Raw genomic sequence first — 18,840 nt, 5'->3', positions numbered from 1 at the left:
ATGCAAATTATTATTCCGATGTCTGGAATTGGATTAAGATTTATTGAGGCAGGTTATAAAGATCCAAAGCCTTTAATTGAAATCGATGGAATGCCAATCATTGAACATGTGGTGAACATGTTTCCAGGAGAAACGAATTTTATATTTATTTGTAATAGTGATCATTTACGCAAAACAAATATGAGAGAGATTTTAGAAAGGATTGCGCCATATGGAAAGATAGTTGAAATTCCCTCACATAAAAAAGGTCCTGTTTACGCAGTATCACAAATATTCGAACTAATAATGAATGAGGAAGAAATTATTGTGAATTACTGTGATTTTTCTTGTTATTGGGATTATAAAGACTTCTTAAATCATACAAGAGAAAGAAATGCCGATGGTGCAATTCCGGCTTATAAAGGCTTTCATCCACATATGTTAGGTACGACTAATTATGCATTTATGCGTGATGATAATCAACGGATGCTTGAAATCAAGGAAAAGGCTCCATTTACAAACAATCGTATGCAAGAATACGCGTCTAGCGGAACCTATTATTTTAAAAATGGTGCAATTGTTAAAAAGTATTTTCAACAATTGATGGAAGAAGATATTAATCTCGGAGGGGAGTATTATGTTAGTTTAGTTTACAACTTACTGCTACGAGACAGTTTAAATATCTCAATTTACGAGATTCAGCATATGTTACAATGGGGAACACCGCAAGATGTAAAAGAATATGAATCATGGTCTAAGTATTTCAAGTTAATTACAAGATCATCTGCTAAACGTACTAATGAAACGCATAGCACAAATTTAATTCCTTTAGCCGGTGCAGGCAGTCGGTTCGCGAAAGAAAATTATCAAGAACCAAAACCTCTTATTCAAGTATCAGGTAAACCTATGATTATTCAGGCGACTGAAACTTTACCGAGTGCTGACAATTATATTTTCGTCTGTCTGAAAGAACATTTGGAGAAATATCCATTAGAGGAAGAATTAAAAAAACAATATCCCAAATGTAAGATAGTAGTTGCAGATCATTTAACCGATGGTCAGGCTCGTACATGTGAACTTGGACTTAATGAAATTGATTTACAAGTCCCGTTGTTGATAGGTGCCTGTGACAACGGAATGGTATGGGATATTGAGAAGTATGAGTCACTATTAATAGATTCTAATGTAGATGCGATTGTTTTTAGTTTTCGCCATCATATTTCGAGTCAACTTAATCCACAGATGTATGGTTGGATAAAAGTTGGGAATGAGGATTTCGTTGAATCTGTATCTGTAAAGAAACCGATAAGTGATGATCCGTTTAATGATCACGCCGTTGTTGGATCATTCTATTTTAAGAAAGCACAATACTTTGCAGAAGCTATTCAAAGATTGTTTGACCAAAACATTCGAGTGAATGGTGAATTCTATGTAGATAGCTGTATCAACGAATTAATTCGTATGGGTCTAAAAGTAAAGGTCTTTGAACTTGAAGAATATGTTTGTTGGGGAACACCTAATGATTTAAAAACCTATGAGTACTGGCAAAGCTTTTTTCATAAATGGCCGTGGCATATTTATGAGCTAGAGAAGGATATTACTATGAATATAGAGAGCATACCTGGGTTAAGTCAAAAGTATAACTCATTTAGACAGTCAAATAGATGAAAAAAGGGGTTATCACATTTATCCCCCGGTTTTTAGTTTCGGGATTTTCTGCAGTCGGAACTGATAGCTTAGTGTATATCACTATGTTAAGTGTTGTTTCTCCAAGCATTGCTAAAACTGCTTCTTTTTTGTGTGGAACCATTATAGCATATCTACTTAATAAATATTGGACATTCCAAATTAAGAGTAAATCTTACAAGGAAATTATGAAATTCGTTATCTTATATTTATCAACACTCAGTATTAATGTTGTATTAAATAATGGTTTGTTACTTATCTTCAAGGAATATTATTGGTTAGCATTTTTAGGTGCAACTGGAACTAGTACTGTGTTGAATTTTATAGGTCAGAAATGGTGGGTATTTAAAAATGATAAAACTGTCTATCGTAATACCTTGCTATAATGAGGAAAATAATATTCCACTCATATTAAGTAAGTTTTCCGAAGTAATAAAACGCGAGGATATAGAAGTTATTTTGGTGAATAATGGATCGTCAGATAATACAAGCCAAATTTTAGATGAGCTGTTACCTATTTATGGTTTTGCATCTACAGTCAAAGTAGAGGTGAATCAAGGATATGGTTTTGGGATTTTATCGGGTTTGAAGGAAACTAAAGGTGATTATATAGGTTGGACGCATGCGGATTTACAAACGGATCCAGCTGATGTAATTAAAGCATTAGATATCATAGAGAGAAATGGAGATCCTAAACATATTATTGTCAAAGGCAATAGAAAAAATAGACCGCTATTCGATCAAATATTTACATCCGGTATGAGTTTATTTGAAAGCGTATATCTTCAATGTAAATTGAATGATATCAATGGACAACCTAATATTTTTCACAAAGACTTTTTTTTATCATGGTTGAATCCACCTTATGATTTCTCGTTAGATTTATATGCCCTATATATGGCTAAAAACAGTAAGTTAAATGTAATCCGTTTTGATGTTGCTTTTCCAGAGAGAATTCACGGTCAATCCAGCTGGAATCGAGGGTTTTTAACAAAGTGGAAATTCATTAAAAGAACTCTCCAATTCAGTAAAAAATTAAAAAAGGAGTTATTATAATGAACTGGATTGCTCATCGCATAAATTCAATTGAAGAATTAAAGAATACGCCAATTGAATATGGTATTGAGGTTGATCTGCGAGACTATGGCGATAGGTTAATTTTGCAACATGATCCTTTTTCTGATGGTGAAGATTTCGATGAATTTTTAAAATTTTACAAACATGGAACAATTATTCTAAATATTAAAAGTGAACGTATTGAAAACAGGGTATTAGAAATATTGAAACACTACCGTATTTTAAATTACTTCTTTTTAGACTGTTCATTTCCAATGATATATTTATTGTCTCAATTAGGAGAACGAAATATAGCCCTTCGTTATTCTGAATATGAGGGCATAGATACTATCATATCTATGAAAGGAAAAGTAAAGTGGGTATGGGTAGATTGTTTTACCAAATTACCTATAGATAAGAATAATTACGACAAACTGAAGAATTCGGGATTCAATCTTTGTTTGGTATCACCTGAATTACAAGGAAGGGTTACGGATATTGAAATATATAAAAATCAATTAAATGAACAGGGAATAGTATTCGATGCTATATGTACCAAATTGCATAATATGGAACTATGGAAGAGTTAGTTTTGTTGAAGAGATAATCTACTAGCGAAAATGTTGTCTTGCAGGGCTTGATATGGACGGCTTAAAGGCAGACCCGATGAAAGTGCAAATTTTTAAGCGTCCGTTCGCACGGTCAAGACACTTTCAGCAAACTGGTTAGCAATCTGGAAAATAAACGGTGAGTTACAGCAAAATTTGTCCCTATTTCGGAAAACATCCTATCCATTTTTATAACAAGTCCATCATGGATATATATAGCATTTTGGACAGAGGTTACTTTGTCGGAAAGATGTTCTTTCCTTTGGTGACTTTGCGTAATTGACGGTGGTAGCTTTTAATCATATTTGTTGTATAGAATAATTTCGACAGTTATAGTACCAAGATCGAACAATCAGTGGATCCAGCGGGTACTTCTTTTCTTTTTGTTACCAAATTACTCCATATCCATCAAGCAACTTAGCTTCTTCTGTGACTGTCTTTTGAATGTATTTGGAATCTACGATAACTTTTTTATATCTTTGTAGGAAATATAGCTAATCGAGTTGCGAATTTGGACCATGCAATTCGATTTTTGTTTGCTGATAGCAAGCCTTGGGTGAAGCTAGAGCTCATGAGATGTGAGATTGACTACACACATGTTCAGAATTTCCTGTAAGACGTTTATCAGAACAAGGAGGACTCATTTTAACCTATCCAAATTCCTTAGAATATCAACGTAAACATACTAACTCATCACCGTCTTCTTCACAAAACCGTTCCGGCTATGTTGGTTTGCTTCGTTCTTGCATCATACCGACTTTAGCCAAGCGTCATATCCAACTTAGCTACAGAAGACTTTTTGCTATGACATCCTTAAACAGCACTTTCAACTTAGGCTGGGTATCTGCGGTAGTCCGAAATTTTTTTGTTCTTTTACAACTTGACATAGCGGTTGTTAGTTCAATAATCGATCATTTGGTTTCTTCCTCATTTAGCTCTTACAAGTAGCTTTCCATGTTTCGTTGACTTTTATAGGTTGGACGTTTTTTTGTACTGACCCTGATTATATGCAAATTAATCAATCAAACATAAGTATTGTTGGTTGTAGGTACTTTGAATTTATAGTGGAGGTATTTCGATGTTGGTATTGGGAAATTTAATAATAATAATTTCATTTTCTCTTCTGTTTATTTTCAGTGGATTATTAGTTTATAGGCATTCATTTTCAAGTATTGATAAAATGCCATTTTCGTTTAAGTTCTCTGCTTCTTATTTTATAGGGATGGGATTATTTCTAGCTATTTGGAGATTACTTAGCTCCGCGTTCTCTAATGTTGGAGTAGCATTGATATTGACTTTGGCGATTTTAATTGTTCTCTATGTAAAAGACGGAAAATTTAAAACTGATTTATTAGAAATCATAGTTCATTTTACAGAGAAACGATATTTTGCTTTGTGTGCGGTTATAATTGTTCCTACAGTTATATTGCTTTATTGGTTAATGCCTTCTGGTGTGATCACAGCATTTAGTATTTTAGGTAGTCTTCATAGTCCAAGATATGCCAACATTGCTACATTTATCACGGAAAATAATTATATTCCGATTCTTTCGCAAAATTATGGTCAATCTTTACTTACGTCTTTGCCAATGTTATTAGGTGTTAATATTCCACTATTTTCTTTATATTTATGGCTTTCGATTTCTATTGGTATGATATCGCTTTTTGTATATGGGTTATTGAAAACTTTTAACTTGAGCAAGCAAATAACATTAATAGGTACATGTTTAGTGTTATTTGGTAATACAGCTCTTTCTTTTACTCATATACTCGTTATTGATTCTAGTACCCCCTTTTTTTTAAACGGATACACTGACTCGATATACTCTATAGCGTCATTTATAATTTATATCCTATGGTTACATAAATTAATCAAATCAGAAAAAAATATAATTAAAGATATGATCATACCTTTTATACTTGGAATCTCTTGGAGTTTTTCTGGACCACAAAATATAATTATTGGTTTAGCTGTTTTTATAATGATTTATTTTATTATTATAGTTAAAAAAATAGATTGTAATAAAATAACTATAGGTATTAATTTATTTGTGTTTTGTGCATTTATATTACTGGGAACTACTCAAGGTGGTATGCTTTCAATTGCAAAGCCAAGTCAAATTTCAATCTCTGGTACAATGGAAGTAAATAGTTCTAACACATTGAAATTAAAACCTGAAATTCCTTATTATATTGGTACTGGCGGATATTGGGTGTACGGCAATGATTTGAGCGCATCGGAAGATAAGCAACTTAGTGAGGCTATTAAAATAATTAATAATGGGGGTGGGAAAACAATAAATGTATTAAATGCTTTGAATTCTATTATTTTAATGGTAGAAACTAGTATTTGGACTACTATTAGAATTGCGTTTTTTCCTTTAGTTAGTTTGATATTTATAATTGTTTTATTAGTTAATAAATGGGATGAAATGAAGGAAATAATGAAAAAGTTCGAATATATAGTTTTTATTAGTTTTGTCATTAGTTTGATTGTTGGTTTAATAATTGTTTACACAATTGATATAGCTGGTTTAAAATGGGCACTGACAAGGTTTTTACTGCCGGGATATTTTTTAGGGATGATTGTTTTGGTATATGTTGCAAGTGAACTGTTATTCAAGAAAACTGCAAATAAAAATTTATATATCTCAATTATAGTATTTTTTAGTGTGATAGGTCCATTTGTGGATGTTTTAACAACTATTCATGGGAATTTTTTTAATAATGGAGATTCTATAGATTTTTTTCAAAAAGTTAAATTGTTAACTGAACTTTCAGGGTATATAAAATAACTTGACACTTTCAAAGAAAAATTATTGATATTTAATGTAACTACGAATACTAATTTTTATAACTGTTGAATAGGGTCTGTCAATTATGGCTACACACGGGTCTGTCAAATCATTTGTGTAAATTCATACAAAATGCATATCTCCCCGGGGGGATATGAAAATTTAATTTCAACGTAAATATGTGGAAAGAATAGGGGACAACTGCGGCAATATCCGGCTCCAAATTTGCTATACGGGTGACGTTCATATCGTCGCCAGATAGAGTATCTTGAACAGTGCTTTTTCTGTTGGAAAGATACTTTTTTCCTTGGTTACTTTTCGAAGCTGACGATAGTAACTTTCGATGATGTTGGTCGTGTTAATCAGCTTTTGGACCTACATTGGATACTTAAGGAAGGTTGCGAGTTCATCCCAATTGATGAGCGAGAACCGAAAATCAGGGGATACTTGCCTCTTCAAAACGGCTAATTCCAACAAGGCTGCGTCCTATATTGTTGCTCTGTAGAACAGTTTCAAACCTGCTGTTACCTTCTTTTGGTCTTTGTAGGACTCAAAGCAAATCGTTCAAGATCGGTAGCCATAACTTGGAGAACTCGTCTCTCCGATCTACATAGCAACACATATTTGCTTTTGTTCAGATCGATCCATGTAGGCAGCTTTGTTCAGGAAATACCCATCCTGCTCGACTTTGAAGAGTATCGCATCTAGAAATACAAACTGCGTAGGCTCCTTGTAAATGACGGTTCTGCTATTCTTTAATGAGGTGGTACAATTATGTTTGTTATGTTGGAGATCACCGTCGGCAATTCATTAATTCCGTACAACTGCAAAGGTGATCATGGACATCTCTGGCGCTGATTCCCTTCATATACATCGCAATGATGTGATCCTCGACGCCCGTCACGTTGGATGGATGATTTCTTCACGACAACTAGTTCAAACTCACCTTGGAGATCTCGTGGGACTTGATCTCTTGATCCCCACATTTGCTAGTATTAGCTTTTACCATTTCGGCTTTTTGGAGTTTGCTTGTTTGTAGTGTCAAGTTCGTCGTAGCATTATTGTGCATCGAATTTGCTTTTCAGCATCTCCTGCAGTGTTTCCGCGAATAGATGCTTTAATGCAACCTTCACATCTTCTAATGTAACTAATTTTGTTTTCAACGATGAACTGACGAAGCTGATGTGGTCCATTATTCCAGTATGTGCTCCCCAATCCTTCCTAATAGGTTTTGGAGTTTATACAAATATATTTTACAGACCATAGCCCTTTTCGCCAACATATGGTCTTTTGTCCGAGAAACGTGTCTTTGAAGAATGCTACGGTTTTTACACGGAATGTGATCACGGTACCAGCTTTGACAGTTTTGTGAATAATAGTTGTAAAATATAATATATCAGCAGTTGAATAACCCATAAGATCAGAGGTAGGTATGTTGAGGCAATATTAAAAAGGCTGTTGCCAGCGTATGAGGAATAGACTAAGTAAAAATTAATCTATAGTTAGACCACAAAAGTCACTGCATTGAAGACGGCTGCTTGAACAGAAAGGTCATCTATGACAAAATAAAAGCCAATAGATATAAAGATAGCGTGATCACTCTGTATTACATGATACCGTTAAAGCCAATTATTGCTTTCTAAGGCTACAGAACAGTTTGTAACGGAACATGCTGATAAACCCAGTATCTCTACTGGGGACATACTGACGTCTGACTAATTATCCCAAAGGAAGGCGGGTTATGGTTCTGGACAATGCTCGCATCCACCACGCCGAAGACATCGAGCACAAACTACTGAGTCTGGTATATCTGCCCAAGACATTCCTGAACTTAATCCGGTTGAAGGTTTATGAAATATAAAAATTTGAATTTCTTATAATTTAATTTTTATAGTTTACCAGTATCCCTTTATTATAATCTAGCATACTAAAGAATGATTTTAAATGATCATCACTCACGATAGGTTCAGTGAGTAAAATGGAAGTAATCTCCGATTCTATCATAGCAGCATTATCTTGATATCCAGCTCTGTTAATGTAAATACCACTAAATCCTGCGAATGCTAAGTCACGTATCATAGTTTCAGTTGATTTGGTAGCGGTTTGACGCACCCATGTATCGGATTCTCGACCTTTCATCGAACCATAACTCCATCTTATATCGCGTGAGTGAATGTAAGGTGCAAAATGATCGTAATCTTTCATATTATGTATAGGTGGATTCTCTGGAAACGGGACATAGGGTAATTGAAAAACCATAGAACCAGTTGGTATCGAAGATTCTATTTTTTTTATATAAATACTGTCCTGATTGTATAATGCTCGGAGTTGGGCACTTTGAGGGTTAAAATTGCTATTCGTTTGATCAAGAATAGCAATTAATAGTATACCTGAAAGAAAGAATGTGCCAACTACACCGCGACTTAGCTTCCATTGATCCCATAAATAGAAAACGGCAAATATGCAAAAGTACGCTATCATGATACTTATTCGATTATAACCTCTTATTTCATCCATGATAGTTAAAGCGAAGATTGATCCAAAACCACCTATAGAAGCAAGTAATAAAGCTGCAGCATTCAAAAAACTAACTTTTTTGAGTATCCCTTCATTACGGGAAAATAAAAAACCAATAAGGACAAGAAAGCCTATGCTTCCTACTAGACCAAGGGTAGCGAATTTATTTTCATTATTTAATGGCGTCTTCGTGTTATATAGGTTTTTCATAATTGCCAACTTATTGATTCTATGATTATCAGCAGGCATCATGAGGTGCGTTATTTTTAGACCATATAACTCAGCTCCAACAGGGCTTCGTTTCCCGACCTCTGAATTACTTCCGTGTTGTATTTTATAAATTATTGTTGGTGATAAATTAATAAGACCCCCGATTAGAATGATAAATATTAATAAAAAAGGAATTAGAGCAGTTTTAAACGATTTCAGCTTAAATAACAAATATAATGCTACAAATGCTAAAAAGAAACATGTAAAAAAAGAGTAGTATATCCCTGCAGAGGATGCAATAAGAATAATAGATGTAGATATGATGATTTTTTTTCTCGTCCAGTTGTTTTCCAATGCCCATATAATAATCATAAATAAAAATGGTACCAAATAATATGATGCTAAAAATAAATGTCCTTCTCCACGCATAAAGTGGTATGGTAAAAATGCATATATTAATGATGCAGCAGAAGCGGTTGGACATGATAACTTAAAATGGCGTAATACAATCAATGAAGTTACCACGGTTATTGGATAAGTTAAAAGATAATAAAGATTCATCACTAAAGCATAGTTTGATGAAAATAATGAAATGATCTTGATAAACAATAAGTGGAGATTATCGGACATAGCATAATCATTCATATCTAACCCGAATGGAGCCCCAACAGAATCGTTATGTAGATACCATCCATGATCAATTATACTTTTTATCCACATGCTATTGAGTAATGCATCTCCGCTATAAGCTAATGGTATAGTCAAATCAATGTCATAAAGCAAAAAAAATAAAAAAATTAAACATATAGTAATAGAAAATATGTACACAATCGAGTCTTTAAAATGAAACTTCATTAGTACCTCCAATTAAACTTTTGTTATCTGTGACCAACTTCCGCATAAGAAAACGGAATGAAAACCTATCTCTTGCGGTAATATAAAAGTACCATATCGGTTTGATATAGTGAATGTGTCAAGCAGACACAATCTATAGAAGAGATTACCTTTAGTATGATAGAACAAAAAGAGCCATACAATCAACTACCAAAAGAAATTAATGTTAATATTGCCCCTGAGTGAACTGAGGTTGGCGGTAGTTGGTGTTCAAATATTAGAAAAATCGCTAGCCGAACAAAGTTTCCTCCAAGCTTACATGGTAATTGATAAGTGTGTAATTGCAGGAGCTCCAACAGTTCATTTTGTTCAACGAGAATAGTGATGAAGCGCTGGGCATCCATTTGGAAATCCGGCAGAATTCATATTCAAGTATTTTCTGATCGAATAAATGAGGTTAGCTTCATCGAATATCACACTCGGTTACTGTCGATAGTTAACGTGCATCGATTCTACCTCTCAATGCGATTGTCGTTTGCTGTCACCCGATTTATAACATCGCTTCCAACCCCATTTGTACCTGCTAACCCTTGCGAAAATGTTTCGGTAAACTTCCAATTCTCCAAAATTACAGATGTGGATTATTGATAAGTATTTCCGGTTATCTTCACTCGAAATTTATCTCGGCATCCTTTAGAAACGACAACTTGGCATCTTTATCAGAAAGAATAGGCTGTGATGTCGGCCAATCAATTCCTAAGGATAGGTCATTCCAGGCAATTCCTCGTTCATGCTCAGATGAATAGTATTCATCTACTTTATACAATACCTCCGTATTAGGAACTAGTGTAACAAATCCATGAGCAAAACCCTTCGGAACAAGAAGCTGCCTCTTATTAGCCGCGCTCAAAATGAATCCCATCCACTGTCCGAACGCCGGAGAACTTTTGCGAATATCCACAACTACATCATAAATAGCTCCAGCCAACACACGAACTAACTTGGTTTGTGCCTTTGGTGTAAGCTGATAATGAAGCCCTCTCAATACCCCGCTTTCCGTAGACAGCGAATGATTGTCTTGGACAAACGTACAATTTGTAACCAATTCCTTAAACTTCATATTGTTATAGCTCTCCATAAAAAAGCCTCGATTATCTCCAAATACAGCAGGCTCGATAAGAAACACATCTTTCATTTTTGTGTCAATTAGTTTCATGATGCATCCACCTGTCCTTTTATTTTAAGCATTTCAGGTCTGGTATTAAGCTCTTGTTTTTATATATGCCAGTCACCGTGTAATTGCTTTTAGGAATTAAAGGTTTTCTGTTCTTAATTATTACTTTCACAGCTCGTCATCCTTGTCTGCATAATCGTCCAAGTCCCCACATAGACATGTTATCAGTTGCTTTTACTTATGTCTGGAGGGATTGGAATGCGGCGGTTCACGTGGGTGATTGCCTTGGTGGTGTCTTTAAGCTTGGTGCTGGCAGGTTGCGGCAAGAAGGATGCAGGGGCAGTTGTGAAGGATTTGGACGGTGTAATCAATAAGCTGGACAGCTATCAGGGCGTTGGACGGATGGTGCTGAATACGGGGCAGGAGCCGCAGGAGTATCAGGTGGAGGTGTGGTATCAGAACCCGCATTATTATCGGATATCACTGAAGAACGATAAGAAGGATATCACGCAGATCGTGCTGCGTAATGATGATGGAGTGTTTGTGCTAACACCGCATTTGAACAAAAGCTTCCGATTCCAGAGCGATTGGCCGGAAAATCAGGGGCAGGTGTATTTGTATCAGTCGTTGGTGCAAAGCATTATCATGGATAAGGATCGCCAGTTTATAACCGATCCGAACGCGTATGTGTTTGATGTGATGGCTAATTACCAGAATGGCTCGTTGGCGCGGCAAAAGATTTGGTTGGACAAAAAGAATTATTCGCCGAAGCATGTGGAGGTATCGGATGCGAATGCGAATGTGATGGTGATTGTAGATTTCAGCCAATTCGAGTTCGGGAAGAAGTTCGAAAAGGATTCTTTTGATATGCAGCGTAATATGACAAGCTGGAACCTGAAGTCGCTGCCTACAGCAGCGGCGACCAACGGTACGAAAGCAGCGAGTACAGCAAACAATGCTTCCGCTAGCAATGGGATTGTAAGCAGCGGTGCGACGGGAAGTAGTGCCGCGGTTGCAGGTGCATCTGATGGGTCAGGAAAAGCAGCAGGAAGTACTTCAGGAGCAGCAGGCCAAGGAACCACAGGAGCAGCAAGTCAGGGTGTTTCAAGCACAGCAGGTCAAGCCAAGGCTGCTGGTACTAACACGAACGGAGCCGTAAGCAGCACTTCGGTAGCGGGTACGGCAGCCAGCACGAGCACGAGTGCCCCCGCTGGTGCGGCACAAGCTCAATTTGGCGTGATCGAACCTTTTTATACACCAAGTGGTGTGAAGCGGCAGGATATGAACGAGATTAAGTTGGGTGAAGAAAAGGCGATGATGCTTCGCTACTCAGGCAAATTTAACTATACGCTGGTGGAGTCGCGTCCGCAGGCGCAGACGGTATCGGCGCTGCCGGGAGATATTGTTGATCTTGGCTATACGCTGGCTGTCATTACAGGTGGAGAGAAGAAGATGCTGACATGGACGTACGATGGTGTTGAGTTCCGGCTATCTACGGCAGATCTTCCGATGACCGAGATGATTAAAGTGGCTCAAGCTGTACAAGGTGAGACAGGTAAATAGGAATCGCTTCACAAAGCAATTGCTGGATGCAGCCAATGTTTGCCAAGGCCTCCTTGTCATCATATTGTCATTGACACCCGGTGAAGAACGGATTACCATTAGTTACATTGAATATTTTCGAATAGCTGCAACTTGGGGAGGTTCCTTGATTCAAGGGACTTCTCTTGATTGTTAGGAGAAGGTGGATGTGTATGGATTCGTATTTTCGTCCGACACGGGTGGAGATTTCTTTGGATGCGCTGCGGGCTAATTTGCAGGGATTTCGTCGGGTTTTGCCTGAGCATGTCAATATGATGGTTGTCGTAAAGGCCGATGCCTATGGGCATGGTGCTGTAGAAGTCAGCCGGGAAGCGCTGCGCTGTGGAGCGACGTATATTGCGGTAGCTTTTTTGGATGAAGGATTGGAGTTAAGGCAGGCAGGTATTACAGCTCCAATACTAGTACTCGGCTACACGCCCCCAGAAGGGCTGGAATGGGCCTGGAAGCACGATATTACGGTGAATGTATATAGTCATGAAGTTTTGGATGCATTTGAACGCCTTGAGCCCAGAGAGAAGCCGCTATCTATTCATATTAAGGTAGATTCGGGCATGAATCGGTTGGGTTTGGTTACTGAAGAAGAGGCGGTTGAACTGATCGAGCGAGCACTCCGTATCCCGGGTTTGTTGGTGGAGGGGATTTTTACCCACTTTGCCTCTGCGGATGATGCGGATAAAACCTATACGATGGAGCAGTATCTGCGGTTTGATCGTCTGGTAAAAGGTTTTCGTGAGCGTGGTATTGAGTTTACCTATGTTCATGCGAGTAACAGCGCTGCAGCCATTGATTGTCCTGATGTATCTTATAATATGGTAAGACTCGGGATTGCTATGTACGGTTTATATCCTTCCGAGGAGGTAAACCATCAGATTATTGATTTGGAGCCTGTACTCAGCATTAAAACGGGTGTAGTGATGGTCAAAAGCCTACCCCACGATTCAGGAGTCAGCTATGGTACGATTTACCGGACACAAGGCGAGGAAACGATAGCAACGCTTCCGATCGGGTATGCGGATGGGTTCTCGAGGATGCTGACGGGTAAGGCCGAGGCTTTGGTTAGAGGTAAGCGGGTGCCGATTGTCGGCAGAATTTGTATGGATCAATGTATGGTAAATGTGACCGGGATGGATAATATTCTTAATGAAGAAGAAGTTGTGATTATTGGTAAGCAAGGTGATCAACGGATTACAGCGGATGAGCATGCCGATTGGCTGGGTACCATTAATTATGAGATCACCTGTATGATTTCACATCGGGTACCCCGTGTCTACATTCGTGATGGAGCTGTGGTTTCTACGGTTAATCCTTTGATGCGCTAAGGTTAGAGCGAATGGTTCCGTAAATGTGGGTATCTTTTCCTATCATTTTTTTGTAGCTGCGGGAAAGGATTTTGTCGATGTATCGCGAATATGTATAACACATACTTCTGGGAATGCTGCTTACACATTTTTTGGAGTTATAGCGGTATAACATATTAGCTATACGAAGCGCATATACTGATTTGAATAAATTGTCTGTATATTCGCCATAATGGTACTAATGTTTGTATGTTTTTGGGGGTGTATGCTTGGTGTCCAATGCGCATAACACGAAACGCATCATGATTAGCTTGCCTGACTATCTGCTTCAGGAAGTGGATGGGATCGTGGAGAAGGAAAACTCCAATCGAAGCGAATTTATTCGGCAGGCGATGAAGCTGTATTTGGTGGAACGGAAAAAACGTCACCTGAGGGAATCGATGCAGCGCGGTTACATGGAGATGGCAAAGATCAATTTAAACATGGCTTCGGAAGCGTTTCAGGCGGAGGAAGAAGCGGATAACACACTTGACCGTTTAGTAAGCGGGGTGTAACTATTGATTGTTAAACGTGGAGATGTATTTTTTGCAGATCTATCTCCGGTCGTAGGATCGGAGCAAGGCGGTATTCGACCTGTACTGATTATTCAGAACGATATCGGTAACCGTTTTAGTCCTACTGTGATTGTGGCGGCGATTACTGCCCAGATTCAAAAGGCAAAGCTGCCTACGCATGTAGAGATTGAAGCGGAAGCCCATGGCTTTGACAGAGATTCTGTTATTTTATTGGAGCAAATTCGTACGATTGATAAGCAGCGGCTTACAGATAAAATCACACATCTGGATGAAGAGACGATGCGTAAGGTGGACGATTCACTGCAAATTAGCGTGGGACTAATTGAGTTTTGATGCATGCAGGGATGATGACGAGGGGTCCGCTTGGTGGACTTCTCGTTTTTTTATTTAGCTGAGGAGGCAAGGAATTGATGGCAAAAGAAGAATTGCTGCAAATGGAAGAAGGCAAGACGAATATAGAGCTGGATGGTGCGATGAAAGCTGCGATACTGGAGCGTATCCAGAAGCAGATTGCAGTCGAGCTGCAGCTGCCTGAGGGTAAGGTGCGCACGACGGTAGGTTTGTTGGATGAAGGGAATACGATTCCTTTTATCGCCCGTTACCGTAAAGAGATGACAGGCGAGTTGGATGAGAACCAACTGCGGGATATTGAAGAGCGTTTGGCTTATCTACGTAATCTGGAAGCGCGCAAGCTTGAGGTTATCCGGCTTATTGATGAGCAGGACAAGCTGACAGATGAATTGAAGATATCGATCGAAAAGTCGGTCAAGCTGCAGGAGCTTGAGGATCTATACCGTCCGTATCGCCAGAAGCGGAAAACAAGAGCCAGCGTAGCCAAAGAAAAAGGCCTGGAGCCTCTTGCCGGGTGGATCTTGTCTCAGCCACGTCAGGGTGATCTGCTGGTGGAAGCAGGCAAATATGTGAACGAAGAGAAAAACGTCAAGACAGCCGACGAAGCGATTCAAGGTGCCAAGGACATTATTGCCGAGCAGATCGCAGACGATGCCAAGGTGCGCGCCTGGGTGCGAAGGTTTACTTTTGACCAAGGCATTGTACATACGGAAGCGAAGGATGCGGCTGTAGAATCCGTGTACGAGATGTACTATAGCTACCAGGAGCCGGTTCGCAAGCTGCCACCGCATCGGATTTTGGCGATTAATCGCGGGGAACGTGAGGATGTGCTGCGAGTGGCACTCGAGGTGCCCTCAGATCGAATTCATGACTATATGAACAAACAGCTGATTAAAGGACCTTCGGTTGTCAGAGATACACTGATTGCGGTTGTGGAGGATGCTTACAAACGGCTGCTGGCTCCATCGGTTGATCGGGAAGTGCGCAATGAAATGACCGAAAAGGCGGAGGAGCAGGCGATCGAGGTTTTTGCCGAGAATTTGCGTAATTTGCTGCTGCAGGCTCCGGTTAAAGGCAAGGTAGTGCTTGGTGTTGACCCGGCATTCCGGACTGGCTGTAAGCTTGCTGTGGTTGATGATACAGGCAAAATGCTGGAGATTGCGGTTACCTATCCAACACCACCGAATAACAAAATAACGGAGGCCAAGGCGAAGTTCCATAAGCTGATTGAAGCCTACAGTGTGGAGCTGATTGTTATTGGCAACGGTACGGCTTCACGGGAGACGGAGCAGTTCGTAGCCGAATTGATTGCCGAGATCAAAAACCGCAGCTTGCAATATTTAATCGTCAATGAGGCAGGGGCGAGTGTGTATTCGGCCTCCAAGCTGGCCCAAGGTGAATTTCCGGACCTTGACGTGGCTGAGCGCAGCGCAATCTCCATAGCAAGACGGATACAGGATCCGCTTGCGGAGCTTGTGAAAATCGAACCGAAGGCGATCGGTGTAGGGCAATACCAGCATGATGTGACGCAAAAAAGATTGGATGAAAGTCTCACCTTTGTCGTGGAATCGGCAGTAAACCATGTCGGGGTAGATGTGAACACGGCATCGCCATCGTTATTGTCTTACGTTTCCGGTATCAACAGCACATTGGCGAAGAACATTGTCAAATACCGGGAGGATAACGGCAAATTCACCAACCGTTCGCAGTTGCAAAAGGTACCACGTCTTGGTGCGAAGGCCTATGAGCAGTGTGCCGGCTTTATGCGCATTAGCGAGGGCAAAAATCCGCTGGACAACACACCCATCCATCCAGAATCCTACGATGCGGTGGATAAGCTGTTCCGTGAATTGAAGCTGGAGCTGAAGGAAGTGGGCTCTCAGAAGCTGAAGGAGCTGCTGCAGGCGGTTGAGCCGGTGGAGCTGGCTACCAAGCTTGGTGTTGGTGTTCCGACGCTGCGTGATATTTTGGATAGCTTGCAGCGCCCGGGTCGTGATCCACGGGATGAGCTGCCGGCACCGATTTTTCGTACGGATGTACTGAAGATTGAGGATTTGACTGCGGGGATGGAACTGCAGGGTACGGTTCGCAATGTAATCGATTTTGGCGCTTTCGTCGATATCGGGATCAAGAACGATGGGCTGGTTCATATTTCACAGCTGAGCAACACGTTCGTTAAGCATCCGAAGGATGTCGTTTCTGTTGGCGATACCGTAACCGTGTGGGTACTCAGTGTCGACTTGAAAAAAGGGCGGGTAAGCCTGACGATGAAAAATCCTTCCTGATTTTTTGAACAATACCAATAAATTGAAATAGAGCATAGCCCGGTGAGTGAAGACTCGCTGGTCTGTGCTCTAATTGTTTTGGGGTGCTGTGGATTTGGCTACAGCTGGGATGTAGACGATTCCTCAACGCGTGTACGGTAAAAATACCAGCAATCGTTCAACAGACGGATTTGTCTGCGGTTTTTGTTGTAATAGGCTCTCATTAATTGATTGCACAGCCATTGTGGCAAAAGAACCAGCCCCCTTCCCGACCTGCCTTGATCAAGTAAAAAAGGCGCCTACGCAGCCTTCAACTTTTTCTCGATGGTTTAGGATATGGCAGGGTGGGCGTGTGGGTGCAGGTCCTAATTGGTCAGTTCTTCTTCATCCTCGTACCACTGCTCAAGCTGAGCCTGCAGGGCGCGGATTTCGGTCAACAAGGAGACGAGCGGATATGCCTGCTCGTTAATCGCGGCAAACGTTTGCTCAAGCTGGTTGATATATGCCAATCCATGATGAAGCGTGTAGCCCGTGCTTACCAAATCCAGGGCGTCGCATTCGGCAATCACCTTGGGTAAGGAAGGTATGTTCGAAGCGGTCAGCTTTTCCAATTCCTTATGCAAACGCAAATGCAAAGCGGTCAGCTGGTACGCATGTGTAGCAGGTATTTCGACAAATTCAATATGATCGATGTACTGAAGGATAGCGTATCTCATTGTGGACATAGTCGGTTAGGACTCCTCTCGTGCTTGTGGTTCGGTTATTTACTGCGAAAATAGGAAAATGCGTTTACCTACTTGACAGTGTAGCCTATGCTGCGGTTACAATTCAAGTGAGAATATGAAAAGAAAAGCGGATGCTGTGAAAGAAGGGAAGTCATGGAGGACGAACAACTGCAGCAATGGGTGGAGCGAATTTCGCTGGCGTTCTTTGGGCGTCCTTTTTTGCATAAGGCTACCTTCAATGGAAGATTAACCTCAACAGGTGGACGGTATTTCACCAAATCTCACCATATTGAAATCAGTCGGCGGCAGCTCGAACAGTTTGGTGCGGACGATGTCGAAAAGATCATTAAACACGAGTTGTGCCATTACCATTTGCATATTCTAGGGCGTGGTTACCAGCATCGGGATGAGGAATTCAAAACCTTGCTGCAAAAGGTCGGGGGAACGCGATTTTGCCGTTCCTTACCTACGGTTAAGCGTAAGGAGCCTTATCGTTATAAATTGGTTTGTACAAGCTGTCGGACTGAATATATACGTAAAAGAAAGCTGGATCCGAAGAAATATGCTTGTGGAAATTGCAGCGGGAAATTGAAGCTGATCAAGCTTGACTTGCAGCAGCATTCGTGATAAATTAACAATTGTTGTTCCCTGATAGCTCAGTTGGTAGAGCACTCGACTGTTAATCGAGTTGTCACAGGTTCGAGTCCTGTTCGGGGAGCCATTTCTTTAAGGAGAGATACCCAAGTGGCTATAAGGGGACCCTCTGCTAAGGGGTTAGACTGCGTAAGTGGTGCGAGGGTTCGAATCCCTCTCTCTCCGTAAAATAGCAAGCAATAAAACCGCCGTGTATAATGGCGGTTTTTTGCTGCGCTCGGAGAGCCAAGAGGGATTTGAACCCGAGAAGAGGGGGCGTCGAAGCGGCGTTATAGGCCGCGTAGTCTTGCGTACGCAGTCGCGAGCATCCCTCGTATGTAGCGAAATAATACTTGGAACTGAAAAAACACTTGTCAACGGCAGAATGTTTAAGTTATAATGAATTTTGTCGCCAAATCGGTGATATGTTAGCCCTCAAATTGATTTCTTATACGCGGTCGTGGTGGAACGGCAGACACGCTATCTTGAGGGGGTAGTGTCCCATGGACGTGCGGGTTCAAATCCCGCCGACCG

Annotated in this window: 16 protein-coding genes, 2 tRNA genes and 1 pseudogene; 13 read left to right on the top strand and 6 right to left on the bottom strand. The window is 40.1% G+C overall.

All coding sequences use genetic code 11. The features are described from left to right. The 4 genes from BK127_RS28270 to BK127_RS28255 are packed head-to-tail and all read left to right on the top strand — an operon-like array spanning position 1 to position 3,311. Complete coding sequence (locus BK127_RS28270) at positions 1-1,647, top strand: NTP transferase domain-containing protein (RefSeq protein ID WP_076235440.1); 1,647 nt, start codon at positions 1-3, stop codon at positions 1,645-1,647. Further along, on the top strand, positions 1,644-2,051 hold the full coding sequence (locus BK127_RS28265; protein WP_076235438.1) for a GtrA family protein: 408 nt from the start codon (positions 1,644-1,646) through the stop codon (positions 2,049-2,051). The genes BK127_RS28270 and BK127_RS28265 overlap by 4 nt, the downstream gene beginning before the upstream one ends. Continuing rightward, positions 2,017-2,721, top strand: coding sequence for a glycosyltransferase family 2 protein (locus BK127_RS28260; RefSeq protein WP_076235435.1), 705 nt, complete (start codon positions 2,017-2,019; stop codon positions 2,719-2,721). The genes BK127_RS28265 and BK127_RS28260 overlap by 35 nt, the downstream gene beginning before the upstream one ends. Then, a complete protein-coding gene (locus BK127_RS28255; RefSeq protein WP_076235432.1) occupies positions 2,721-3,311 on the top strand; it encodes a PI-PLC domain-containing protein in 591 nt (196 codons plus the stop codon). Before BK127_RS28260 ends, BK127_RS28255 begins: the two co-directional genes overlap by 1 nt. 255 nt (positions 3,312-3,566) lie before the next feature. Here the strand turns inward: BK127_RS28255 and BK127_RS46095 are convergent. Then, positions 3,567-3,880, bottom strand: a pseudogene (locus BK127_RS46095) (IS256 family transposase); the annotation flags it as partial. 527 nt (positions 3,881-4,407) lie between these two features. Between BK127_RS46095 and BK127_RS28250 the strand changes: the two are divergent. After that, the gene (locus tag BK127_RS28250; RefSeq protein ID WP_076235429.1) at positions 4,408-6,123 is read left to right on the top strand and encodes a hypothetical protein; all 1,716 of its coding nucleotides are present in this window, start codon (positions 4,408-4,410) and stop codon (positions 6,121-6,123) included. 243 nt (positions 6,124-6,366) lie between these two features. On the opposite strand, the gene BK127_RS45775 is transcribed toward BK127_RS28250, so the two are convergent. From BK127_RS45775 to rfbC, 3 genes are all read right to left on the bottom strand, one after another. Next, positions 6,367-6,486, bottom strand: coding sequence for a transposase (locus BK127_RS45775; protein WP_372237382.1), 120 nt, complete (start codon positions 6,484-6,486; stop codon positions 6,367-6,369). Positions 6,487-8,004: 1,518 nt separating this feature from the next. Next, positions 8,005-9,705 (bottom strand): hypothetical protein, encoded by a 1,701-nt coding sequence (locus tag BK127_RS28245; protein WP_076235427.1) that lies wholly within the window; start codon positions 9,703-9,705, stop codon positions 8,005-8,007. 646 nt (positions 9,706-10,351) lie between these two features. Continuing rightward, a complete protein-coding gene (rfbC, locus tag BK127_RS28240) occupies positions 10,352-10,900 on the bottom strand; it encodes a dTDP-4-dehydrorhamnose 3,5-epimerase (RefSeq protein ID WP_076235424.1) in 549 nt (182 codons plus the stop codon). Positions 10,901-11,116: 216 nt separating this feature from the next. On the opposite strand from rfbC, the gene BK127_RS28235 reads away from it, so the two are divergent. From BK127_RS28235 to BK127_RS28215, 5 genes are all read left to right on the top strand, one after another. Continuing rightward, positions 11,117-12,421 (top strand): LolA family protein, encoded by a 1,305-nt coding sequence (locus tag BK127_RS28235; RefSeq protein WP_076235421.1) that lies wholly within the window; start codon positions 11,117-11,119, stop codon positions 12,419-12,421. A 191-nt stretch (positions 12,422-12,612) separates the two neighbouring features. Beyond that, a complete protein-coding gene (alr, locus tag BK127_RS28230; protein WP_076235418.1) occupies positions 12,613-13,779 on the top strand; it encodes an alanine racemase in 1,167 nt (388 codons plus the stop codon). A gap of 251 nt (positions 13,780-14,030) precedes the next feature. Beyond that, positions 14,031-14,312, top strand: a complete 282-nt coding sequence (locus tag BK127_RS28225; protein WP_076235529.1) for a CopG family ribbon-helix-helix protein — start codon at positions 14,031-14,033, stop codon at positions 14,310-14,312. 3 nt (positions 14,313-14,315) lie between these two features. After that, positions 14,316-14,666 (top strand): type II toxin-antitoxin system PemK/MazF family toxin, encoded by a 351-nt coding sequence (locus BK127_RS28220; RefSeq protein ID WP_076235415.1) that lies wholly within the window; start codon positions 14,316-14,318, stop codon positions 14,664-14,666. 101 nt (positions 14,667-14,767) lie between these two features. Further along, on the top strand, positions 14,768-16,969 hold the full coding sequence (locus BK127_RS28215) for a Tex family protein (RefSeq protein ID WP_076235528.1): 2,202 nt from the start codon (positions 14,768-14,770) through the stop codon (positions 16,967-16,969). Positions 16,970-17,067: 98 nt separating this feature from the next. Here BK127_RS28215 and cmpA read toward each other — a convergent pair whose 3' ends face one another. After that, positions 17,068-17,199 (bottom strand): cortex morphogenetic protein CmpA, encoded by a 132-nt coding sequence (gene cmpA / locus BK127_RS43115; RefSeq protein WP_144026582.1) that lies wholly within the window; start codon positions 17,197-17,199, stop codon positions 17,068-17,070. Positions 17,200-17,313: 114 nt separating this feature from the next. Continuing rightward, positions 17,314-17,673 carry a hydrolase/acyltransferase gene (locus tag BK127_RS28210; RefSeq protein ID WP_076235412.1) on the bottom strand — a complete coding sequence of 120 codons (360 nt, stop codon included), beginning with the start codon at positions 17,671-17,673 and terminating at the stop codon, positions 17,314-17,316. 153 nt (positions 17,674-17,826) lie between these two features. On the opposite strand from BK127_RS28210, the gene BK127_RS28205 reads away from it, so the two are divergent. From BK127_RS28205 to BK127_RS28195, 3 genes are all read left to right on the top strand, one after another. Next, a complete protein-coding gene (locus tag BK127_RS28205) occupies positions 17,827-18,300 on the top strand; it encodes a SprT family protein (RefSeq protein ID WP_076235409.1) in 474 nt (157 codons plus the stop codon). 18 nt (positions 18,301-18,318) lie between these two features. Continuing rightward, positions 18,319-18,394 (top strand) — tRNA-Asn (locus BK127_RS28200). 9 nt (positions 18,395-18,403) lie between these two features. After that, positions 18,404-18,492 (top strand) — tRNA-Ser (locus tag BK127_RS28195). Positions 18,493-18,840 lie beyond the last annotated feature (348 nt).

This window comes from Paenibacillus sp. FSL H7-0331 (assembly GCF_001956045.1).
This window is presented reverse-complemented; position numbering and strand designations above follow the sequence as displayed.

Coding starts and splice junctions, on each gene's coding strand:
- BK127_RS28215 (WP_076235528.1), top strand. CDS start 14,768: ATGGAAGAAGGCAAGACGAATATAGAGCTGGATGGTGCGATGAAAGCT.
- BK127_RS28265 (WP_076235438.1), top strand. CDS start 1,644: ATGAAAAAAGGGGTTATCACATTTATCCCCCGGTTTTTAGTTTCGGGA.
- BK127_RS28235 (WP_076235421.1), top strand. CDS start 11,117: ATGCGGCGGTTCACGTGGGTGATTGCCTTGGTGGTGTCTTTAAGCTTG.
- BK127_RS28260 (WP_076235435.1), top strand. CDS start 2,017: ATGATAAAACTGTCTATCGTAATACCTTGCTATAATGAGGAAAATAAT.
- alr (WP_076235418.1), top strand. CDS start 12,613: ATGGATTCGTATTTTCGTCCGACACGGGTGGAGATTTCTTTGGATGCG.
- BK127_RS28255 (WP_076235432.1), top strand. CDS start 2,721: ATGAACTGGATTGCTCATCGCATAAATTCAATTGAAGAATTAAAGAAT.
- BK127_RS28205 (WP_076235409.1), top strand. CDS start 17,827: ATGGAGGACGAACAACTGCAGCAATGGGTGGAGCGAATTTCGCTGGCG.
- BK127_RS28210 (WP_076235412.1), bottom strand. CDS start 17,673: ATGTCCACAATGAGATACGCTATCCTTCAGTACATCGATCATATTGAA.
- rfbC (WP_076235424.1), bottom strand. CDS start 10,900: ATGAAACTAATTGACACAAAAATGAAAGATGTGTTTCTTATCGAGCCT.
- BK127_RS28270 (WP_076235440.1), top strand. CDS start 1: ATGCAAATTATTATTCCGATGTCTGGAATTGGATTAAGATTTATTGAG.
- BK127_RS28245 (WP_076235427.1), bottom strand. CDS start 9,705: ATGAAGTTTCATTTTAAAGACTCGATTGTGTACATATTTTCTATTACT.
- BK127_RS28250 (WP_076235429.1), top strand. CDS start 4,408: ATGTTGGTATTGGGAAATTTAATAATAATAATTTCATTTTCTCTTCTG.